Below are 20,199 nucleotides of genomic sequence, written 5' to 3'. Positions count from 1 at the left end.
CTTTCGTCCAAGGCCTTGAGAAACCGCGTTGGGCGGCTGGAGCCGGCTGAATGTGCACTGCAAAATGCAAGGCTGTTGGACAACGGGGCAGGATGCGTCCGGCCCGATCGGGCCGGACTTGGACAGATCTAGACGCGCGCCATGCACACCGAGGTATGGCCCGAGCCGATGAAGCCGAGTTGGCCGGCGGCGCCCTTGGACAGATCGAGCACGCGCCCTTTGATGAACGGGCCGCGGTCGTTGATGCGCACGATGACGCTGCGGCCATTATTCTGGTTGGTCACTTTCAACTTGGTGCCGAAAGGCAGGCTGCGGTGCGCGGCGGTCAGCGCCGACGGGTTCATGCGTTCGCCATTGGCGGTCCTGGAATGCAGTGCGTACCAGGAGGCGCGGCCGCACTGGCCAGCGGCGGAGGAGGCGGATGCACCGACCATTAGGCCAGCCGCGATCGTTACCGCGACAAGCGCGGTCTGGTTTGTTTTCTTCATGTTGGGGGGATTGGCTCCGTTTTCGACAGACCCCAGCCGTTAAGTGCCGAATAAGGCGGGAAATGCGGCAAGCATCGGGCAGTTCCGTGGCACCGGCACACGTTTGGAGTCGCTGGGAAACAGTTTGTCAGGCATCTTTCGTGTGGCGCGGCCGTATCGCCGGCGATATTGCGAGCTGTTTCACAGATTCCGTGAGCAAGGCAGGACGTTATAGTACAAGTAGAAGAGAGCGCGATTGGGCGCCGTCCTTTCGCTCTGTCATCACGGTCATGGCGCAGTTGACGATCGACTTTGAAAAGGGATTCCAACGATGAGACTGTTCAAATATCTGCTGGCTCTGATCGTACTGGCCATCGGCGCGCTGTGGTCGCTGCAAGGCATTGGCGTGGTCGGCGGCAGCTTCATGACCGGCCAGTCGCAATGGCTCTATATCGGTATCGTGACCATGCTGGTCGGTTTCGCCGGGCTGGTATGGGCGAGCCGTTCGCGGGGGTGAGTTGCGACGAAAGTCGACCGCCACAGATCGACTCCCACTCCGTCGAGCTTCGCTCGACACCTCTCCCCCGATCGACGGGGGAGAGGAAAGGCGCGAGCCTATGCAAGGGCGCGAACTTATGCGGGCTGGCTCCCTTCCTCTCCCTCCGGAGGGGGGAGAGGTGGCGCCGCGAAGCGGTGACGGAGTCGGGGAAGGCGCTGGTCAAACCCGCAGTCGCAAACAGGGCCAACCCGGCGAGCAAGAAAACAGCCACCCCATATTGCCGGTCCATTCTGTTACCTATCTATCCGGTTCGGATAGAATGCCCTGCCCGCGACAGCACTACCCGAACAGCTGATCCAGAATCCTGCCCTCCAGCCTGGCAAGCTCGACGGAACCACGCCGGCGCGGCCGCGCCACCGACACGTCGAGATCGAGCGCGATGCGGCCCTCGTCGATCACCACCACCCGGTCGGCGAGCGCAACCGCCTCGGCGACGTCATGCGTGACCAGCACGGCGGTGAATTTTTGCTCCAGCCAGATGCGTTCCAGAAGCTGCTGCATTTCGATGCGGGTCAGCGCATCGAGCGCGCCGAGCGGCTCGTCGAGCGCCAGGATCCGAGGCTGGCCGATCAGGGCGCGCGCCAGCGCCACGCGCTGCTTCTGGCCGCCCGACAGCACCGAGGGCCATTCGTCGGCGCGGTCGGCGAGGCCGACTTCACCCAGGATGGCGAGCGCGCGCCGCCTGGCTTCCGCACCGGTGGCAAGCCCGGTCAGCCCGACCTCGACGTTTTTCACCACGCTGGCCCAGGGCAACAGCCGCGGCTCCTGGAACATGAAGCGGCTCTCTTCCCCGGCGCCGGCCTTCGCCTCCGGCCCGAATGTAAGGGATCCAGCGGTTGGCCGATCGAGCCCGGCCAGCAGCCGCAACAGCGTACTCTTGCCGCAGCCACTCTTGCCGATGACGGCCACAAACTGTCCGACGGGCACATCGAGATCGATGCCGTCGAGCACGACCTTGTCGCCAAAGCGCTTTTCCACGCCCTTGAAGGCAAAGGCGCGCTGCCTTTCGACGGCCTCCTCCGGCCGTGACGGTTCCGGCGCGGCGACGAAGGAACGGATGGCGGTCAGGCTGGCGGTTGGCATCGAACCCTCAGGCGTTCTGGAAGGCGGGATGCCAGCCGAGCGACAGCCGCTCGAGCAGGCGGGCGAAGCTGTCGGCAAGCTTGCCGAGCAGCGCATAGATCAGGATCGACAGCACGACCACATCGATCAGCAGGAATTCGCGTGCCTGCATGGCCATGTAGCCGAGGCCGGAACTGGCCGAGATGGTTTCGGCAACGATCAGCGTCAGCCACATGATGCCTAAGGCATAGCGCAGGCCGACGAAGATCGCCGGCAGCGCGCCGGGCAGGATCACCTGAAAAAACAACGCGCGGCGGTCCATGCCGTAGACCCGGCCCATCTCGACCAGCTGCGGGTCGACGCTCTGGATGCCGAGCAGCGTGTTGACGTAGATCGGGAAGAACACGCCGAGCGCCACCAGGAACAGTTTTGCTTCCTCGTCGATGCCGAACCACAGGATGACCAGCGGGATCAGCGCCAGATGCGGGATGTTGCGGATCATCTGCAGCGTCGTGTCGGTCAGGCCGCGGCTGAGCGCCGACAGCCCGTTGGCAAGGCCGAGTGCAAAGCCGATCGAGCCGCCGATGGCAAACCCGGCCAGCGCGCGCAGCGTGCTGACGCCGATGTTCTGTATCAGCTCGCCCGACAGCGTCAGCCGCCAGAAGGCCTCGGCCACCGCGCTCGGCGCCGGCAGTACATTGGCCGGCATCACGCCGGCGCGGCTGGCGGCTTCCCAGGCAATTATGACCAACGCCGGCAGCAGCCAGCCGATGCCGTTCTGTTTGACCCGTTGAGCCAGGCTCATGACGACGCCTGAAGGCGGTTGGCGCCGTGGAAGCCGACGGCGAATTCATTGGCGATGTTCTCATGCGCCCGTGCCCGCCTGGTGCCCAGGCCGAGACGCGGGAACAGAAGCTCGGCGACGCGGTAGGCTTCCTCGAGATGCGGGTAGCCGGAGCCGATGATGGTGTCGATGCCGATCGCCTGATACTCGCGGATGCGCTCAACGATCTGCTCGGGCGAGCCGACCAAAGCTGTGCCGGCGCCGCCGCGCACCAGGCCGACGCCGGCCCACAGATTGGGCGAAACCACCAGCCTGTCGCGGCGGCCGCCATGCAGTTCGGCCATGCGCCGCTGTCCCACAGAGTCCATCTCCCTGGTGAAGCGGGCCTGGGCATTTTCGATCTGGGCATCGGTGACGTGGCTGATCAGCCGGTCGGCGGCGCGCCAGGCCTCTTCCTCGGTCTCGCGCACGATGAAATGAAGCCTGATGCCGAAACGCAGTTTGCGGCCGCGCCGTTCAGCCTTTTTGCGCGCCGCGCTGAGTTTTTCCGCCACCTGCGCCGGCGGCTCGCCCCAGGTCAGGTACATATCGACGAGATCGGCGGCGAGCTCCTGGCCGGCATCGGACGAGCCGCCGAAATAGAGCGGCGGCCGCTCCTGTTGCGGCAGAAGGTCAAGGCGGCCATTGTCGACGCGGTAATATTTGCCGTTGAAGTTGACGCTCTCGCCCGACACCAGGGCGCGCCAGATGGTCAGGAACTCTTGCGCCTGCGCATAGCGCTCATCATGCGGCAGGAACACGCCATCGCCGGCAAGCTCGGTCGGGTTGCCGCCGACCACGACATTGAGCAGCAGGCGGCCATTGCTCAGCCGGTCGAGCGCCGCCGTCTGGCGCGCCGCGAAGGTGGGCAACGTCACGCCGGGCCGTAGCGCCACCAGGAATTTGAGCTTTTCCGTCAGCGCTGCAAGGCCGGAGGCGGTGATCCAGGAATCCTCGCAATTCTGCCCGGTCGGCAAAAGCACGCCGGGAAAGCCGAGCCGGTCGACGGCCTGTGCTATCTCCTTGAAGTAAGCGAACTCCGGCGGCCGCTGCTGCTGTTCGGAGCCGAGATAGGAGCCGTCGCCATGCGTCGGGATGAACCAGAAGAAATCGAGCGGGCCGGCTTGCGGGCTTGATGAAGCGGTCATGGCGAAATCCCTGAAGCTTGAAACGGCAAAGGCGCCGGGCGTTTTCCGCCCGGCGCCACACAAGAAAGTTCAATTGCCCGGTGCGGTCCACACGGCGTCGGAGATGCGCACCGCGTTCGGGATCAGCTTGAGCTTCTAGAAGCGATCGGCTGTCGCCTGCTGGCCGGCGATGATCTCGTCGGTGATCGGGAAGATGCCGAATTTGGTGCGGTTGGCCGCGATCGTCTGTGCATCGAGCGGCACGCCGGTCACCTCATGCAGCGCCGCGGCAACCTTGTCGCGGTTCGCGTCCGCCCATTTCGCCGCCACGCCGAGCGCCGATATCGTCGTGGCGATCGTCTCCGGATGCGCCTTGGCGAAATCCTTGTTGGCGAGGAAATAGGTGTTCACCTTCAGCACCTCGCTGGAGCGCGCCAGCACGCGCGGCTGGTAGCGTGTCTCGGCGATGGCGTAGAACGGATCCCAGACCGCCCAGGCATCGATCTGGTCGCTGGCGAAAGCCGCCGCAGCATCGGCCGGGCTGAGATAGACCGGGGTGATCTGGTCGAAGGGGATGTTTGCTTTTTCGAGTGCCGCGACCAGCAGATTGTGCGCGCTGGTGCCTTTGCCGACGCCGATGCGCTTTCCCTTGAGGTCGGCGAGCGACTGGATCGGCGATGCCGGCTTGACGAAGATCGCTTCGCCGTCGCCATTGGCCGGCAGTGCCGCCGCATAGACGATGTTGGCGCCGGCCGACTGGCCGAAGATTGGCGGTGCGTCGCCGGTCCAGCCGACATCGATGGCGCCGACATTGAGCGCCTCGACCAGCGGCGGGCCGGCGGTGAATTCGACCCATTTCACCGCGACACCCTTGTCGCTCAGCGCCTTCTCGATCACCTGCTGCTGCCGGGCGATGACCGGCAGGCCGGTCTTCTGATAGCCGATGTTGAGCTGCTTCAACTCCTGCGCCGAGGCACTGAGCGAGGCAGCAATGCCCGCCGCCAAAAGGCCAAGGCCGAAAACGCGTCTGGTCAGGCTGAACATGATCCCTCTTCCTTCGCTGCGAACCGGCGCCGGGAAGGGCTCCCTGCCGTGGATGAGAGACAAGGCTAGGTAGCTCTATAAATTTAGTAGAGGAACGATTTTGCGAGTTGACTGCTTGACGTGGAAATATTTTCTTCAGAACCCAGCGCTCGTCATCCTAGGGCGAAGCAAGGAGCGAAGCGACGCGGCGCAGACCTAGGATCCATGCCGTGACGTTTGGCGTAGAGTGGAACCGATCAGAATGTCGCTTGTGCGCGAACCGAGGCTCGATACCCTGAAACCATGACCGGCTACGTCTACATGACTGCAAGCCAAAAACGCGGCACGATCTACATCGGCGTCACCAACGATCTCGCCCGCCGCATGCCTGAACACAAATCCGGCCAGGGCGCAGGCTTCACCAGCCGCTACGGTGTTCAACGGCTGGTCTGGTATGAGGAATTCTTCGACATCACCGATGCCATTCAACGCGAGAAGTCGCTGAAGCGATGGCCAAGATCGAACTGATAGAGAAGGCCAATCCGGAGTGGTTTGAGCTGTTTCGCGGAACCGGGTGGTAGGCGCCCGGTTTGTTGCTCCCCTGGAGCGTAGCATCAGCGTCTCGGCATGGATCCTAGGGTCTGCGCCGCGTCGCTTCGCTCCTTGCTTCGCCCTAGGATGACGAAATCGCGAAGGCTGGCGCTAATCACCATCACCTCACTGCGACCAATACTGCCAGGCCCAGTAAAATCCCTCGTCGCGCGGCGGCAGGCGGTCGCGTTCGGCGTCGAGTTGCACGGGGGCCGGCGATTTCGGCTGCGGCTGCGACGACGAGTTCTCCCGCCAGGCGAGCAGCCAGTTGCCGAGATGGGCGAACAGCACCGCGGTGGACTGGGTCATGACATCACTCCTTCTGTTCCGGGGTCGGCGGTCGCCGTGCTGCGAAGGGAAGCAGCCGGTCAAACCGGCAGAACTTGTTGTCATTCCTTTCCCGCCCACGGAACCAGCTGACGCTCGATTCGGCGGATAATGAATTCCAGCACGAAGGCTATTGTCGCGATCACCACTATTCCCATCACCACGACATCGGTGACCAGGAACTGGGCGGCCGACTGGATCATGAAGCCGAGGCCGCGCGTTGCCGCCACCAGCTCGGCTGCAACCAGCGTCGACCAGCCGGCGCCGAGCGCGATGCGCAGGCCGGTGAGGATCGACGGCAGCGCGCTGGGCAGGATGACATGGCGCACCACTTGGCGCTGCGTCGCACCAAGCGAACGGGCCGCATCGATGCGCTCCTTTGAGACACCGCGCACGCCCGAGGCCGTCGACAGCGCCACCGGCGCCAGCATGGCGATTGCGATCACCAGGATCTTTGACGGCTCGCCGATGCCGAACCAGATGATGACCAGCGGCAGATAGGCGAGCGGCGGGATCGGCCGCAAAAATTCGAGCAGCGGATCGAAGATGCCGCGCCCAATGGTGCTGATGCCTATGGCGAGACCGACGGGCACGCCGACGATGATGGCCGCGACCAGCGCCGCGAACACGCGGCCGAGGCTGGCGACGATGTGCTGGAGCAAAGTCGCGTCGACGAAGCCGTCCTTGATCACCACGATGAACTTGGTCCACACGGCGGCAGGCGACGGCAGGAACACCGGCGACACCAGTTGCAGGCGCGCAGACAGCGCCCATGCCGCCAGCACGGCCAGGATGGTGACGGCGCTGATCGCCCGCGAGGAAACCCCGCGCCGCTTCCGCACCGGCCGCGACCACGGCACCGAAATGGCATCGGCCTCGCCGGTCCCGGTGGCCGGCCGCTCGCTGTAGGAGGTTACGCTCATGCCGCCTCTCCTTCGAAGATCGCATCGGTCAGCTCGCCGCGCGCCGCGGCAAAGGCTGGATCGGCCTTGATGGCGCGGATCGGCTCGCCTGCGGCATAGCGCCGGCTGAAGCCGGTTTCGAATGTCCGCACCACATGGCCAGGTCCCGGCGCGAGCACGACGATGCTTGTGGCCAGCACCAGCGCCTCCTCGATGCCATGCGTGACCATCAGCACGCCGACCCGGCTTGCGGTCCACAGGTCGAGCAGCGTCGTCTGCATGCGCTCGCGCGTCAGCGCATCGAGCGCGCCGAGCGGTTCGTCGAGCAGCAAGAATTCCGGTTCGGCGGCAAGCGCACGGGCGAGGCCGACGCGCTGGCGCATGCCGCCGGACAATTCCCAGATGCGTTTGTCGCCGACGCTGTCGAGCTTGACCAGCGCCAGCAACTGGTCGGCGCGGCGCACCCGCTCGGCTTGCGGCACGCCGCGCAGCCTGAGCGCAAAGGCGACGTTTTCACGAGCCGTCAGCCAGGGAAACAGCGCATCGTTCTGGAACACGACCGCCCGGTCGGAGCCTGGGCCGGTGATCGGCCGGCCGCCGATCGTGGCGACACCGCGCGCGGGCTCGACCAGGCCGGCGGCGACATTGAGCAGCGAGGTCTTGCCGCAGCCGGAGCGGCCGACCAGCACGACGAAATCACCCTTGGCGACATCGATGGAAACTCGGTCGATCGCCGGCGCTGCTTGGCCGTCATAGTGAACCGAGACCTTGTCGAGTACGAGATGCGGGTCGAGTACGAGATGCGGCATGAAAAGGGGCTCCGGAAGAAAATCAGCCTGCCCCGGCCCTGGTTAAGCGGATCCGGGACAGGCAGCACGCGGCGTCAGGGAAGAGGAAACCGCGCGTGTTCAGAGCAATTCCAGGAAAAGTGTGAAGCGGTTTTCCGTCCGGAATTGCGTAAAACTGAAGATCAGTTCGAGGCCAGAGCCTCGGTCACGTATTTCGACGACACGTATTTCGAATAGTCGGGCAGCACGGCGTCGATCTTGCCCTGCTCCTTGAGGAAGGCCGAAGCTGCCGCGATCGCCTTGACCGTGCCGCCGCCGAGGAATTTGCCGGAAGCCTGCTCTTCCAATGTCGGGAAGACGTAACCCTTGAGGAGCTGCGGCACCTCTTCCAGTTTGGCGCCGGTGATCTTGGCGATCTTGGCCGCTTCCGGCGACGAAACCGACCATGCCTCGGGCTTGCCCAGGAACTGGGCATAGGATTCGCCGGTCACCTTGACGAAATCGCGCACGGCGTCCGGGTTCTTTTCGGCGAAGTCGGTGCGCACGATCCAGGCGTCGAAGGTCGGCGCGCCCCAGGCGGCAACCTGCGAGGAATCCAGCACCACCTTGCCTGTCGTCTTGATCTGGCCGAGCGCCGGATCCCAGACATAGGCCGCGTCTATGTCGCCTCGGGCGAAGGCGGCGGCTATTTCCGGTGGCCTGAGATTAAGGATTTCGACCGACTTCGGGTCGACGTTTTCGTGCTTCAGCGCGGCAAGCAGGCTGTAATGCGTGGTCGACACGAACGGCACCGCCACCTTCTTGCCGGCGAGGTCGGCGATCTTCTCGATGCCGGATCCGTTGCGCGCGACCAGCGCCTCGGACTGGCCGATCAGGCCGACGACAAAGATGGTCTGGATCGGCAGTTCGCGGCTGGCGGCCGCGGCCAGCGGACTCGAGCCGACATAGCCGATATCGACCGAACCGGATGCGACGGCGGCGATGACATCGGCGCCGGAATCGAATTTGCGCCAGTCGATCGTGGCCTTGGTCGCCTTTTCATAGGCGCCGTCGGCCTGCGCTACTTTGGAAGGTTCGACCACCGTCTGGTAGCCGATGGTGATGTTGAGGTCCTGCGCCTGGGCCGGGCCGAGGAAGGCCGCACCCGCCAAAGCTGCCGACGACAGGAGGACAATGCGTCGCGAAATGCTGGACATGAAAGGCTCCATGAAAATGAGAAAACCGGATGCCTGTTCATACTCAGCTAATTCTATCATTCTTGTAGAGTTAAATCCTTCCAAGCAAGAAGCACTTGTTAGAAAAAAACCACCGGCTGATGCGGGCGCGGTGACCGGCCCGTGTCGAACCGTGCACAAACGCAAACGGCGCCCGAAAGGCGCTGAAGAGTTGGTGGTTCTGCCAATCCTCCCTACGGAAGAGGCCTGATTTGGTGCTCGGCGCGCCGCTTGCGGCCTGCCGCAGGATCGATGTCGAGCCGTTGAGCCTCACCGACTTCGGCAGCGACGGCCACCGCTGGATGCTGCGCTCAAGCGGCGTGCCCGTGGCCGCCAAGGCCGCCCGGTCTCAGAGCGACAACGCGGCGTCCTGATATCGGGCGCAGGGCGGCGCCCGAGTTGTCGGGAGTCATGTTTCGCCGATCCGCGGGCTGCGACCCAAAATTCCTGGCAAAGCCCCAAATAGCGCAAATCCATGCTGTAAAAGACGGTTGATTTGAAAACACGTTCCGCGTGTTCGAGGGTAAGTATAGTAATCTTGTCGACATTGGGAGCAGGAGCCGCCGCTCATCGCCGCAATCGCTCGCGGCTGGCTGTGACCTTAACGGCACAAAGCTTGCTAAAGTGGCCCCTGCGGCGTGAAAACGAAGCAAAATCAAGGTTTCTCGGCTTGTATATCATGTCAGTAGAATTTATGTGTCGAAGCAGCTTGCACGCGGCGGGGAGGCACGTCAGGCGTTTCGCAACCGATGGTTTTGGGCCATCGCCTGACAGAGAAACATTCGGTCTATGCTCACCAAAAAAGGCAAGTACGGCCTCAAGGCGCTGGTCCATCTGGCGCAACTGCCGGTGGGACAGCTCGCCTTTGTCGGCGACATCGCCAGCGGCAACAACATTCCGAAGAAATTCCTCGACGCCATTCTGGGCGAATTGCGCAATGCCGGTTTCGTCCAGAGCCGCAAGGGCAAGGATGGCGGCTATCGCTTGGCGCGCCCCGCCGACGAGATCAAGGTCGGCCATGTCGTGCGCGTCCTCGACGGACCGCTGGCGCCCATCCCCTGCGCCAGCCGCACCCAGTATCAGCGCTGTGAAGACTGCAATGAGGCGACATGCCAAGTCCGACATCTGATGCTCGAGGTCCGGCAGGCGATCGCCGAGGTGCTCGACCAGCGCACGCTGGCCGAGATGCGCGACATCGTCCTCGACGACCTTCCGGTCGCGAGGGACATCGACGAGCTTGCGCCGGCGCAAAAGGTCCCCGCCTGATCCTGAGCGTGCTCGCATGAGCGTCGCGCGCGCCAATTCGATCATCCCCAGCTCGATCATCATCGTCGGCGGCGGCGCCAGCGGCGTCGTGTTGGCCGCTCATCTGCTGAAGTCGCCCAACCCGGACCTTCGCGTCACGCTGATCGAAAAGCGTCCGCATTTCGGCCAGGGCATCGCCTATTCGACGCTTTTGTCGGCGCACGTGCTGAATGTCAGCGCTGCGGGGATGAGCGCCTATGCCGACGATCCCCTGAATTTCTGGCGCTGGTTGCAGGGGCGCGGCCTGATAAGCCAGGAACAGACGCCGCAGACACCCTTCTATGCACCGCGCAGCGTCTATGCCCGCTACCTCAAGGAAGTGCTCGACGAGCTCGAAGCGCGCGAAAAGGAAACCGGCCGTCTCAGGCTGATTCGCGAGGAAAGCCTGTCGATCTCGCCGACATCGTCCGGCGTCGAAGTGGTGCTGGCCAACGGCACCAGCGTCGTCGCGCATCTGGCGGTGCTTGCCACCGGCCATGACGAGCAGCCCGGCGCCGGCCAGGGCCACGCCATCCGCATGGGCACCGAGGCCGACACCGCGCTCGATCCTGAAGCCCGCGTGCTGGTGCTGGGCACCGGGCTCAGCATGGTCGATGCCTTCCTGTCGCTCGAGCAGCGCGGCCATCGCGGCGAGATCGTCGCCGTGTCGCGGCGCGGCCTGCTGCCGTCGCCGCACCGCAAGGGCAACCCGATCAAGCTCGACGTCGCCGACATTCCGCTCGGCACGCAGCTCTCCTATTTCGTCGGCTGGTTCCGCGACCTGATCCGAGAAAACCAGAAGGCCGGCATCGACTGGCGCGACGTCGTCGATGGGCTGCGACCCTTCAACCAGAAGATCTGGCAGAACTGGCCGTCCTCGGCCAAGCGCCGCTTCGTCGAGCACACCAAGGCCTGGTGGGACATCCATCGCCATCGGCTGGCGCCCGAGGTGCATGCCCGCGTCACCGAGGCGGTGCGCACCGGCCGCATCCGCCCGGTCGCCGGCCGTGTCGTCGGCATCGAGGCCGGCGATGGATTCACCGTCGGCATCCAGTCCCGCCACACAAAGGCGCTGGAAACGCTGCAGGTCGCCCGCATCTATGATTGCACCGGCATCGCCCGCGATATCTCGACGACGTCGAACAGCGTCGTGCGCTCGCTGGTCGACCGCGGCCTGGCGCGGCCCGACCCGCTGCGGCTTGGTCTCGATGTCACAGCCAAATGCGAAATCATCGCCGGCGACGGCACCGCATCGGCCAAGATCCTCGCCGTCGGGCCGCTGACCCGCGGCACCTTCTTCGAGATCGACGCCATCCCCGATATCCGAGTCCAGTGTGCGCGGCTGAGCAAGCAGCTGCTGGGGTAAAGCTGTTGACGTCGGTGGGATAGCACGCCCCTCAGAGGGGGGTGGGAAGGATCGCTACGGAGGGTGTTGGGCTTGAGTCCAAAGCCGGCCTAAAACTGGAATTCCATTCCCCCTCTCGCCGGTTGATTGGCACGATCTACCTTCTTTCCGACTGCAAACGGCCGGAAAAGAAGCTACGCTGCCGCTCTGCCCCCGAGGCGGTCGCTTGTTCAAGGGAGCACATCGATATGAGCGAGCACGGAAAAGCTGCGCCAGGCAGTTCGGACGGCGCGTTATCCCGCCTGCGTCCGCCCTACGCCTCGGTGCTCGACCTCATCGGCCAGACGCCGGTGGTCGAACTGACCAAATTCGACACCGGCAAGTGCCGGCTGTTCATCAAGCTCGAAAGCCAGAATCCAGGCGGCTCGATCAAGGACCGCATTGCGCTGTCTATGATTTCCGCGGCCGAGAAGGAAGGCAAGCTCAAGCGCGGCGGCACCATCGTCGAGGCGACCGCCGGGAATACCGGCCTCGGCCTCGCCCAGGTCGGCATCCCCAAGGGCTACCGCATCATCCTCGTCGTGCCCGACAAGATGTCGCGCGAAAAGATCCAGCATCTGCGCGCGCTCGGCGCCGAAGTGCGCATGACGCGCTCCGATGTCGGCAAGGGCCATGCCGAATATTACCAGGACATGGCCGAGAAGATCGCATCGGAAACGCCCGGCGCCTTCTACGCCAACCAGTTCGCCAACCCGGCCAACCCCGAGGCGCATGAGACCACCACCGGACCGGAAATCCTTGCCCAGCTCGATGGCGACCTCGACGCCGTGGTCGTCGGCGTCGGCTCCGGCGGTACGCTGACCGGGCTTGGCCGCTACTTCGCCAGAACATCGCCGAAGACCGAAATGGTGCTGGCCGATCCCGTCGGATCGGTGCTGGCGCCGCTGATCAAGACCGGCAAGATGGAAGAGGCCGGCAGCTGGACCGTCGAAGGCATCGGCGAGGATTTTGTGCCGCCCAATGCCGATCTGTCGCTGGTCAGGAAAGCCTATTCCATCCCAGACAAGCAGAGCATGCTGGCCGTGCGGGACCTGCTTTCGAAGGAAGGCATTCTCGCCGGCTCGTCTTCCGGCACGCTGCTGTCGGCCGCGCTTCGCTATTGCCGCGAGCAGACGACAGCAAAACGCGTCGTCACCTTCGTCTGCGACAGCGGCAACAAATACCTGTCCAAGGTGTTCGACGATTTCTGGCTGGCCGAGCAGGGGCTGGCCGAACAGGAACAGCATGGCGATCTGCGCGACCTTGTCGTGCGCTCGCACCGCACCGGCGACACCGTCTATGTCGGCCCCGACGAAAGCCTGCTCAACGCCTATGGCCGCATGCGCCGCTCCGATGTCTCGCAGCTGCCGGTGCTGGACAACGGCAAGCTGGTCGGCATTATCGATGAGGGCGATATATTGGCCAAGGTCGACGGCCCCTATGACGGCCGCTGGGACCGCTTCAACGCTCCGGTGTGCACCGCCATGACCTCCAATCTGCACACGCTGCAGGCCAGCCAGACGCTGGATGCGCTGCTGCCGGTGTTCGACCGCAACGAGGTCGCCATCATCTTCGATGGCGACGAGTTCGTCGGCCTGATAACCCGTATCGACCTGATCAACCATTTAAGGCGCGCACGATGACTGCTGAAACACCCCCATCGGGCAAGAACCGCCTGGCTTTTTCCACGCGCACCATCCATGGCGGCCAGAGCCATGACCCGCTGACCGGCGCGGTGATGGTGCCGATCTACGCGACCTCGACCTATGGCCAGCAGTCGCCCGGCGTGCACAAGGGGTTTGAGTACGCCCGCAGCCAGAACCCGACCCGCTTCGCCTTCGAGCGCGCGGTGGCCGATCTCGAAAGCGGCTCGGCCGCCTTTGCATTCGCGTCCGGCCTGGCGGCGATCTCGACCGTGCTCGAGCTGCTCGACAGCGGCGCCCATATCGTTGCAACCGACGACATCTATGGCGGCTCGTTCCGGCTGATGGAGCGGGTGCGCAAGCGCTCGGCCAATCTGCAGGTCTCCTTCGTCGATTTTACCGACCTCGCCGCTGTCGAAGCCGCTATCCGTCCGGAGACGAAACTGCTCTGGGTCGAAACGCCCACCAATCCGCTGCTGCGCATCGTCGACCTCGAAGGCGTTGCGGCACTCGCCAGGCGCAAAGGGGTTTTGACGGTCGCCGACAACACGTTCTGCAGCCCCTACATCCAGCGGCCGCTTGAACTCGGCATCGACATCGTCGTCCATTCGACGACAAAATATCTCAACGGCCATTCCGACATGGTCGGCGGCGTCGCCATCGTCGGCGACAACAAGGATCTCGCCGCCCAGCTGAAATTCCTGCAGAACGCCATCGGCGCCATCTCCGGTCCCTTCGACAGTTTTCTCGCGCTGCGCGGCATCAAGACACTGGCGCTCAGGATGGAGCGGCATTCCACGAACGGCCTGAAGATTGCGCAGTGGCTGGAGGCGCGAAAAGATGTGCGCCGCGTCGTCTATCCCGGCCTGGCCAGCCATCCGCAGCACGCCATCGCCGTCCAACAGATGCATGCCTTCGGCGGCATGATCTCGGTCGACCTCGACCGCGACCTCGCCGGCACCAAACGCTTCCTCGAACGGACGCAATTGTTCACGCTGGCTGAAAGCCTCGGCGGCGTCGAAAGCCTGATCGAACACCCGGCGCTGATGACGCACGGCTCGATCCCGGCGGAAAAGCGCGCGGAAATCGGCATTTCGGATTCGCTGGTGCGGTTGTCGTCGGGGATAGAGGATGGCGATGATCTGATCGCCGACCTGGACCAGGCGCTGCGGGGGTAGGCGTACCAGATGCGTACCGATGACAATGAGGGGCGGCGCTGACCGTCGAGATTAAATCCCAATCCGCCGCGCGTTAACACATTCAGCAGCCTTTGCTTAACCCTTCGCCGCTATGTCCCGCCTGGGGAGGCATGGCGAGAGTGAGTATGATGGACAACAACCCGGAAAAGCGCAGCGAATGGCGCGCCATTTTTTATGTGCAGGCCCGCGTGGCCATCCTGTTCGTCCCGGTCGTCGCCAGTCTTCTGATCATTGCCGCACTTGCCGGCAACGACCACAATCCCAATGCCATAGACCGCACGGTTACTGGCTCGGTGAAATAGGCGCAGCGGTCGGCCGACAGTCGGCCGCCTCAGAAAAACTTCGGGATCGGGCCGTTCTGAGGCGTCACGTCGCCTTCCAGGTCGATGAACGCCTCGTCGACAAAGCACCATGCCCAGCCTTCCGGCGGGTCGTAGCCTTCGATGATCGGGTGCTTTGTGGCGTGGAAATGCTTGGTGGCGTGGCGGTTGGGCGAGTCGTCGCAGCAGCCGACATGGCCGCAGGTGCGGCACAGCCTGAGATGCACCCACATGGAGCCGCTCTTCAGGCACTCCTCGCAACCGAGCGCGCTCGGCGTCACCGTCTTAATGTCGCGCGTGTGTTTGCATTCATCCATTATGCTCTCCTGTCCAGTTCGGGCGCTGCTGCGTTGGGTCGCGCGAGATAGGCGTGCAAGGCAGCCACCACCTGGGCGCCTTCGCCGACGGCGGCGGCGACCCGCTTGACCGAGCCTGCGCGCACGTCGCCGATGGCGAACACGCCGCTGCGGCTGGTCTCCATCTGGCCCGCCCCTATGTCGGCGCCGGTGCGCACGAAACCCCTGGCGTCGAGCGCGATATCGCACCCAGCCAGCCAATCGGTGTTGGGGTCGGCGCCGATGAACAGGAAGAGATGTTGGATCGGCCGCGTCTCGACGCCGCCGGGGTTGCGCCAGCGCAACTGGGTGAGATTGCCGCCTTCGCCTTCCAGCGCCTCGATCTCGGTCTCGCCAAGCACCTCGATGTTGGGTTGCGCCTCGATACGCTCGACCAGATAGCGCGACATGGTTTCCCTGAGGCCGCCGCGGCGCGCCAGCATCGTCACCTTGCGGACCTGGCTGGCGAGATAGACCGCCGCCTGCCCCGCCGAATTGCCGGCGCCGACCAGCGCCACTTCTTGCCCTGTGCATAGCCGCGCCTCGATCGGCGAGGCCCAGTAATGCACCGACGTGCCCTCGAACTCGGCCAGCTTGGCGACGTCGAGGCGGCGGTAGCGGGCGCCGCTGGCGATCACCACCGTGCGCGCGCGCAGGCTTTCACCGTCGCCGACGGCGAGCGTGTAGCCCTCGCCTGCTGCACCGAGCAGCTTGGCCTCGTCGGGGATGACTATTTCGACGCCGAATTTCTGCGCCTGGTTGTAGGCGCGCGCCATCAGCGCCATGCCGGAAATGCCGGTGGGGAAACCCAGATAGTTCTCGATGCGCGCGGAGGCGCCGGCCTGGCCGCCGAAGGCGCGGCAATCGAGCACGATGGTCGACAGCCCTTCGGATGCCGCATAGACCGCGGCCGCCAGCCCCGCCGGCCCGGCGCCGACAATGGCGATGTCATAGACCATGTCGGGATCGATCGGCCGCAGCAGGCCGATGCAGCGGGCAAGTTCGGTTTCGCCGGGATTGTGCATCAGCTTGCCGTTGGGGCAGAGCACGATCGGCAGATGGTGCGGGTCGACATGAAAATGCTCAATCAGCGTCTTGGCGCACGGGTCGCTGTCGGAATCGAGCGCGCGGTGCGGCTGGCCGCTGCGGCGCAGAAACCCCTGCAGCCGCAGCGTGTCGCCATTGCCGGCCGGGCCTACGACGATCGGTCCGCTGCTGCCGCTTTCCAGGAGCCCGACGCGGCGCAGGATCAGCGCCCGCATGATCCGCTCGCCAAGGCTTGCCTCCTGCACCATCAGGTTGCGCAGCCGCTGCGAGGGGATGACGAAGGCCTCGACCGGCTCGGCCGCCTCCGCATTGACCAGCGACGGCCGGCTGGAAAGCTGCGCCAGCTCGCCGATGAAATTGCCGGGACCATGAGTGACGATGGTCTCGCGCCGGCCGGGCCTGACATCCTGGGTGATATCGGCCGTGCCCGACAGGATGACGATCAGCCCCGGCGCCACGGTGCCGGCGGTGACGATGTGCTCGCCGGCGGCATAGGAACTCGCCTCGCCGAACCGGCGCATGCGCTCGATATCGGCGTCGCCCAGGATGGGAAACATCTGGTCGCGGCGGGTGACGGTGATCGGCTGGGTGGGTGGGGCCATAGGTAGAACGTAGCGCCGAGACGGCCGGGTTTGAAGTGGTTTGTTGGAGGACTGGCCGGAAGGGGAGGTGGCTCCCGCGCCAACTGGTTCGGATGCTTCGCATGGCCCCGCGCTGCAAGGCAAACAGCGCGCCGACCAGTGCGACCTTTATAAGGGCGAGCCCGAGCAGTACCGTCGGCAGTCCTCGCTCACCGGTGTGTTGCAGGAGCAGCGCGCCGACGAACGGCGCCGCGGCTATCGCGTTACGCCAAGCGCCTGGGGTGCGGTGGTATCCTCGGGCTCCCCGAAGGCAGATCCCGGCGAAAGCCCATTCGTCACATCTTTGTAGAGCGCTATCGGATGCGGGCGCCCCACCAGATATCCTTGGATTTCGGGACATCCTTCCCTCATCAGGAAGGCACGCTCGTCCTCTGTTTCGACACCCTCCGCGATGACAGGCAAGGCCAGCGCATTCCCCAGGCTGAGTATCGTGCGCACGATGGCGGCCGATTGGACATTCGAACCGACACCCGAAACAAAACTGCGATCGATCTTGATCTTGTCGAATGGAAACGCCTGCAGCGAGGACAGCGAGGCATACCCGGTGCCAAAATCATCCATCGAGACCCTGACGCCCAACGCCTTCAACCTCCGCAAAACCGACAAGGCAGTTGCCCGGTCGCGGATGAGAACCCCTTCCGTGATTTCCAGTTCCAGCCGCCCCGGAGCAAGGCCGGTCTCGTAGAGGATAGAATGAACGAGGCCTACCAGGTCCCCGAAACGGAATTGCACGGGAGAGAGGTTGACGGCGATCTGCAGCGGTGAGGGCCAGGAGGCCGCGTCTCTGCACGCCTGCCTGAGCGTCCATTCACCTATCTCAACGATCGTGCCATCCTGTTCGGCAAGCGAGACAAACGCGTTTGGGGAGATGAGCCCATGCTTTGGATGGTGCCATCGGGCGAGTGCCTCGAAACCGAAGATTTCGCCGTCCATCCTGGCTTGCGGCTGATAATGAAGCACAAGTTCGCCATGGGCGACCGCAGAGCGCAAATCTCGCTGCAAGGCGTAGCGCTCTCTTAGCCGCCTATCCATCTCAGGATCGAAGAATTGCACCATTCGACGACCGTCCGCCTTGGCCCGGTACAGCGCTGCGTCGGCATTTGCCATCAGCGCCGCGGCATTCTCTCCGTCTTTCGGATAGATCGCCGCGCCGATGCTCACCCCGATCGAAATGTGCTGGCCCCGGATTTCGAATTTGCCTGCCGCCGATTCGAACAGACGGTCCGCAACATCCTTGGCACTCGCGGACCGGTCATCCATGGTCAGGACAACCGTGAACTCGTCGCCGCCCATGCGCGCGATAAAGGCCTCAGGCGCCGCGGTTTGGAGACGCCGGGAGATGGTGCAAAGCAGATCGTCGCCGGCGGCGTGCCCGAAAACGTCGTTCGCCTCTTTAAAATGGTCAAGGTCGATGCTGAAGACGGCAAAGCTGGCGTGCGTTGCTTTTGCGCGCTCGAGCGTCGTGGCCAGGTGTGCTGCAAGCGCGGCTCGGTTCGCCAGGCCGGTAAGCGGATCGTGGTGCGCGAGATGCGCGATTTCCTCGTGCCGTGCCATCAGTTCGGTGCGCGCTACGTTCATGTTCTCGCGCGCGTCGTCCAGGCCGTGGGCGGCTTCCCTCACCTTGTCCTGGAGCAGATTGAAGCTTTCGGCCATCTCTCCAAGTTCGTCACGAGAGTTTACGGTAACCGGCATGATGTTCACGGAGGCGTGCGCCGCGGCGAGGTCTCCCCGCCCCAGGGCGACCATGGCAAGAGAGAAATCCTTCAGCGTTCCGGATGTCAGACGCTTTGCCGCGTTGCTCACCTCGGTCGCCGAATGGGTGATCATCCCCGGCAAGATCAGGCCAACGCTGATGGTCAGCAGCGCGACAACGACAAAAATGTCCTCCAGCGCGGCGACCAATGAAGTGTCGCCTTGGGGAACGCTGCCGATCGCCAGGAAATAGCCGGCACCGTCAAGCACGAGCACAAAAAGCATGGCTCCGGTAAGCTTCAGGTGAAGCGTATGTGGCAGCAAGGGTAGACCGAGTGCGTATCGATCCTCCATCGTGCGCCAGGCGTATAGCGCAGCACCCGAATATGCCAAAGCCAGACCGAACAGGACGGTAGGAAGGCCAAATTGCTGAAATCCCAGTATGGCGGTCAACAGCCATATTGCAGCCGCGCCTACGCCAAGGATGATCGTTCCCCTAGGAGCCCGGAAGGGTCGCTCGGCTTCGGGACTGTCACGGCGCAAGAGCCAGACTGCGATGTTTGGCATGCAGATGCTGATCAGGTACGTAAAATTGGCCGCGGCGATCATCCAGAGCGGATACCCGCACAGCATGAAGCCGATTGCCGCGGCAGCTGTGAGCAGCGTTGCCGCCCAGGGACAATCTGTTGAGGTGCGCCTGGCCAGGACGCTCGGCAGCAGGCCGTCTTCGCTCAGCTGCGCAAGGGTCCGCGCGGCGCCTGCCAATGGCTGCAACGTTCCATGGAACATGTTCAGCATGATGAGCCAGATGGCGGCCGCCTTGCCGAAACTCCCCAACAAGGGCGCAAAGGTGGGCCCGAGAGCTATGGCGAGGTCGGTGCCGAGCGGCTCCGGTCCGAGCACACCCAGCCAGACAACCGGCAGGACCAGGAAATAGACGCCCGCCATTGCGGCGCTGGCCCACATCGCCAGAGGAATGTTGCGGTTGGGATCGATGGTTTCGCCAACATGGCAGGCTGCAGCCTCAAATGCCGGTGCGGCAAACCCGATCAGATACAGTCCCGCCATCACCGACGTGATGTCGCCGAACAGGCCGGTAAACGGGCTGGTCAGGGCAAAATCCGTCGCCTGCCGCCAGTCGACCGAGCCACTGATGACCGGTACGAGGGATGAGAGAAACGCAAGCGTCGCGGAGGCCGTGGCGATCGGGATCGCCAGTTGGACCACCCACTTGATTCCACACAGGTTCACCGTCGTAAAGAATGCGATAAGCCCGCAGGCGACCGCCTCCACGGGGAGGCCCGGCAGGTACCATTGCTGGATTGCAGACGCTGAAAGAACCGCTGTCAGTCCGCAGGTCGGCACCCAACCCCACCAATAGCAGGTGCCCGTCAGAGCCGAGAGAACGGGACTGTAAGGTCGGAAGGCTTCGGCGCACGCTGCAGAGATACCGCCGACGCGGTTTGGCCACATGAGAACCAATTCGGTCCACGCAGGCGCGGCGGCCCAGCTTAGAAGCAGACCAACAACGAGCAAAGGAACCGCAGCGCTTCCTTGACCGGGAATATTCCCCTGACCGACAAAAAGGGCGGCAATCAGAAACAGGCTTTGATTGCTGCCACCCATGGCGAGCGCTGTCGTGCCCATCCATCCCAAGGTTCTCGGGTGCGGTCGTGAAGGCGTGAGGCCCGGCATTCAGAGACATCCATTCGAGTGCGGAGCGCTGTCTGACTGGCGAATGTAACCTGCGGAGATATTTCTGTCGAACGTC

20 protein-coding genes and 2 pseudogenes are annotated in these 20,199 nt (G+C 64.0%); 10 read left to right on the top strand and 12 right to left on the bottom strand.

The features are described 5' to 3' along the window. Positions 1-128 precede the first annotated feature (128 nt). Complete coding sequence (locus NKL04_RS25320; RefSeq protein WP_023672096.1) at positions 129-488, bottom strand: septal ring lytic transglycosylase RlpA family protein; 360 nt, start codon at positions 486-488, stop codon at positions 129-131. A 310-nt stretch (positions 489-798) separates the two neighbouring features. Here NKL04_RS25320 and NKL04_RS25315 point away from each other — a divergent pair, with 310 nt between their 5' ends. Then, on the top strand, positions 799-984 hold the full coding sequence (locus tag NKL04_RS25315; RefSeq protein ID WP_023702438.1) for a hypothetical protein: 186 nt from the start codon (positions 799-801) through the stop codon (positions 982-984). Positions 985-1,305: 321 nt separating this feature from the next. Here the strand turns inward: NKL04_RS25315 and NKL04_RS25310 are convergent, their stop codons facing one another. Genes NKL04_RS25310 through ssuD form a run of 3 tightly spaced genes read right to left on the bottom strand, consistent with a single transcriptional unit; the run spans position 1,306 to position 4,059 of the window. Beyond that, positions 1,306-2,109, bottom strand: a complete 804-nt coding sequence (locus tag NKL04_RS25310; protein WP_023702437.1) for an ATP-binding cassette domain-containing protein — start codon at positions 2,107-2,109, stop codon at positions 1,306-1,308. Between the two features lie 7 nt (positions 2,110-2,116). Continuing rightward, positions 2,117-2,893 carry an ABC transporter permease subunit gene (locus tag NKL04_RS25305; RefSeq protein ID WP_023702436.1) on the bottom strand — a complete coding sequence of 259 codons (777 nt, stop codon included), beginning with the start codon at positions 2,891-2,893 and terminating at the stop codon, positions 2,117-2,119. Beyond that, the gene (gene ssuD / locus NKL04_RS25300) at positions 2,890-4,059 is read right to left on the bottom strand and encodes an FMNH2-dependent alkanesulfonate monooxygenase (RefSeq protein WP_023702435.1); all 1,170 of its coding nucleotides are present in this window, start codon (positions 4,057-4,059) and stop codon (positions 2,890-2,892) included. Before ssuD ends, NKL04_RS25305 begins: the two co-directional genes overlap by 4 nt. On the opposite strand from ssuD, the gene NKL04_RS25295 reads away from it, so the two are divergent. Then, on the top strand, positions 4,058-4,198 hold the full coding sequence (locus NKL04_RS25295) for a hypothetical protein (RefSeq protein ID WP_198029331.1): 141 nt from the start codon (positions 4,058-4,060) through the stop codon (positions 4,196-4,198). The two genes, ssuD and NKL04_RS25295, sit on opposite strands and share 2 nt — an antisense overlap. Here the strand turns inward: NKL04_RS25295 and NKL04_RS25290 are convergent. Continuing rightward, positions 4,129-5,082 (bottom strand): annotated as a pseudogene (locus NKL04_RS25290) (sulfonate ABC transporter substrate-binding protein). The gene NKL04_RS25295 and the pseudogene NKL04_RS25290 sit on opposite strands and share 70 nt — an antisense overlap. A gap of 282 nt (positions 5,083-5,364) precedes the next feature. On the opposite strand from NKL04_RS25290, the pseudogene NKL04_RS25285 reads away from it, so the two are divergent. Next, a pseudogene (locus NKL04_RS25285) lies at positions 5,365-5,642 on the top strand (GIY-YIG nuclease family protein). Between the two features lie 136 nt (positions 5,643-5,778). On the opposite strand, the gene NKL04_RS25280 reads toward NKL04_RS25285, so the two are convergent. The 4 genes from NKL04_RS25280 to tauA all read right to left on the bottom strand — a co-directional run bounded on the left by NKL04_RS25280 (position 5,779) and on the right by tauA (position 8,865). Beyond that, a complete protein-coding gene (locus NKL04_RS25280) occupies positions 5,779-5,961 on the bottom strand; it encodes a hypothetical protein (protein ID WP_023672089.1) in 183 nt (60 codons plus the stop codon). Between the two features lie 80 nt (positions 5,962-6,041). After that, positions 6,042-6,902: an ABC transporter permease subunit gene (locus NKL04_RS25275; RefSeq protein ID WP_023702434.1), complete on the bottom strand. Its 861-nt coding sequence runs from the start codon at positions 6,900-6,902 to the stop codon at positions 6,042-6,044. Continuing rightward, positions 6,899-7,690, bottom strand: coding sequence for a taurine ABC transporter ATP-binding protein (locus NKL04_RS25270; protein ID WP_023702433.1), 792 nt, complete (start codon positions 7,688-7,690; stop codon positions 6,899-6,901). The genes NKL04_RS25275 and NKL04_RS25270 overlap by 4 nt, the downstream gene beginning before the upstream one ends. Positions 7,691-7,851: 161 nt before the next feature. Next, complete coding sequence (gene tauA / locus NKL04_RS25265; protein ID WP_023702432.1) at positions 7,852-8,865, bottom strand: taurine ABC transporter substrate-binding protein; 1,014 nt, start codon at positions 8,863-8,865, stop codon at positions 7,852-7,854. Between tauA and NKL04_RS25260 the strand changes: the two genes are divergently transcribed. From NKL04_RS25260 to NKL04_RS25230, 7 genes are all read left to right on the top strand, one after another. Further along, positions 8,855-9,094, top strand: coding sequence for a hypothetical protein (locus tag NKL04_RS25260; RefSeq protein ID WP_156951508.1), 240 nt, complete (start codon positions 8,855-8,857; stop codon positions 9,092-9,094). The genes tauA and NKL04_RS25260 overlap by 11 nt on opposite strands. Before the next feature lies 1 nt (position 9,095). Beyond that, positions 9,096-9,257 carry a hypothetical protein gene (locus NKL04_RS25255; protein WP_023702431.1) on the top strand — a complete coding sequence of 54 codons (162 nt, stop codon included), beginning with the start codon at positions 9,096-9,098 and terminating at the stop codon, positions 9,255-9,257. A 415-nt stretch (positions 9,258-9,672) separates the two neighbouring features. After that, complete coding sequence (locus tag NKL04_RS25250) at positions 9,673-10,149, top strand: RrF2 family transcriptional regulator (protein ID WP_023687576.1); 477 nt, start codon at positions 9,673-9,675, stop codon at positions 10,147-10,149. A gap of 16 nt (positions 10,150-10,165) precedes the next feature. After that, positions 10,166-11,533, top strand: a complete 1,368-nt coding sequence (locus tag NKL04_RS25245) for an FAD/NAD(P)-binding protein (RefSeq protein ID WP_023692935.1) — start codon at positions 10,166-10,168, stop codon at positions 11,531-11,533. Between the two features lie 227 nt (positions 11,534-11,760). Next, positions 11,761-13,194, top strand: a complete 1,434-nt coding sequence (locus NKL04_RS25240) for a pyridoxal-phosphate dependent enzyme (protein WP_023672082.1) — start codon at positions 11,761-11,763, stop codon at positions 13,192-13,194. Then, positions 13,191-14,372: a trans-sulfuration enzyme family protein gene (locus NKL04_RS25235; RefSeq protein WP_023702430.1), complete on the top strand. Its 1,182-nt coding sequence runs from the start codon at positions 13,191-13,193 to the stop codon at positions 14,370-14,372. Before NKL04_RS25240 ends, NKL04_RS25235 begins: the two co-directional genes overlap by 4 nt. A 146-nt stretch (positions 14,373-14,518) precedes the next feature. After that, positions 14,519-14,695: a hypothetical protein gene (locus tag NKL04_RS25230; RefSeq protein ID WP_081725472.1), complete on the top strand. Its 177-nt coding sequence runs from the start codon at positions 14,519-14,521 to the stop codon at positions 14,693-14,695. A gap of 29 nt (positions 14,696-14,724) precedes the next feature. Here NKL04_RS25230 and NKL04_RS25225 read toward each other — a convergent pair whose 3' ends face one another. From NKL04_RS25225 to NKL04_RS25215, 3 genes are all read right to left on the bottom strand, one after another. Continuing rightward, positions 14,725-15,030 (bottom strand): UBP-type zinc finger domain-containing protein, encoded by a 306-nt coding sequence (locus NKL04_RS25225; protein WP_023672079.1) that lies wholly within the window; start codon positions 15,028-15,030, stop codon positions 14,725-14,727. Further along, positions 15,030-16,697 carry an FAD-dependent oxidoreductase gene (locus tag NKL04_RS25220; RefSeq protein ID WP_023702429.1) on the bottom strand — a complete coding sequence of 556 codons (1,668 nt, stop codon included), beginning with the start codon at positions 16,695-16,697 and terminating at the stop codon, positions 15,030-15,032. Before NKL04_RS25220 ends, NKL04_RS25225 begins: the two co-directional genes overlap by 1 nt. 234 nt (positions 16,698-16,931) lie before the next feature. Continuing rightward, positions 16,932-20,075 carry an amino acid permease gene (locus NKL04_RS25215; RefSeq protein WP_352724546.1) on the bottom strand — a complete coding sequence of 1,048 codons (3,144 nt, stop codon included), beginning with the start codon at positions 20,073-20,075 and terminating at the stop codon, positions 16,932-16,934. Between the last annotated feature and the right edge of the window lie 124 nt (positions 20,076-20,199).

It is taken from the genome of Mesorhizobium sp. C264A, from assembly GCF_040324515.1.
Classification (GTDB): Bacteria; Pseudomonadota; Alphaproteobacteria; order Rhizobiales; family Rhizobiaceae; genus Mesorhizobium.
Note: the sequence above shows the minus strand (reverse complement) of the source record. Positions and strands in the feature narration are given on the sequence as shown.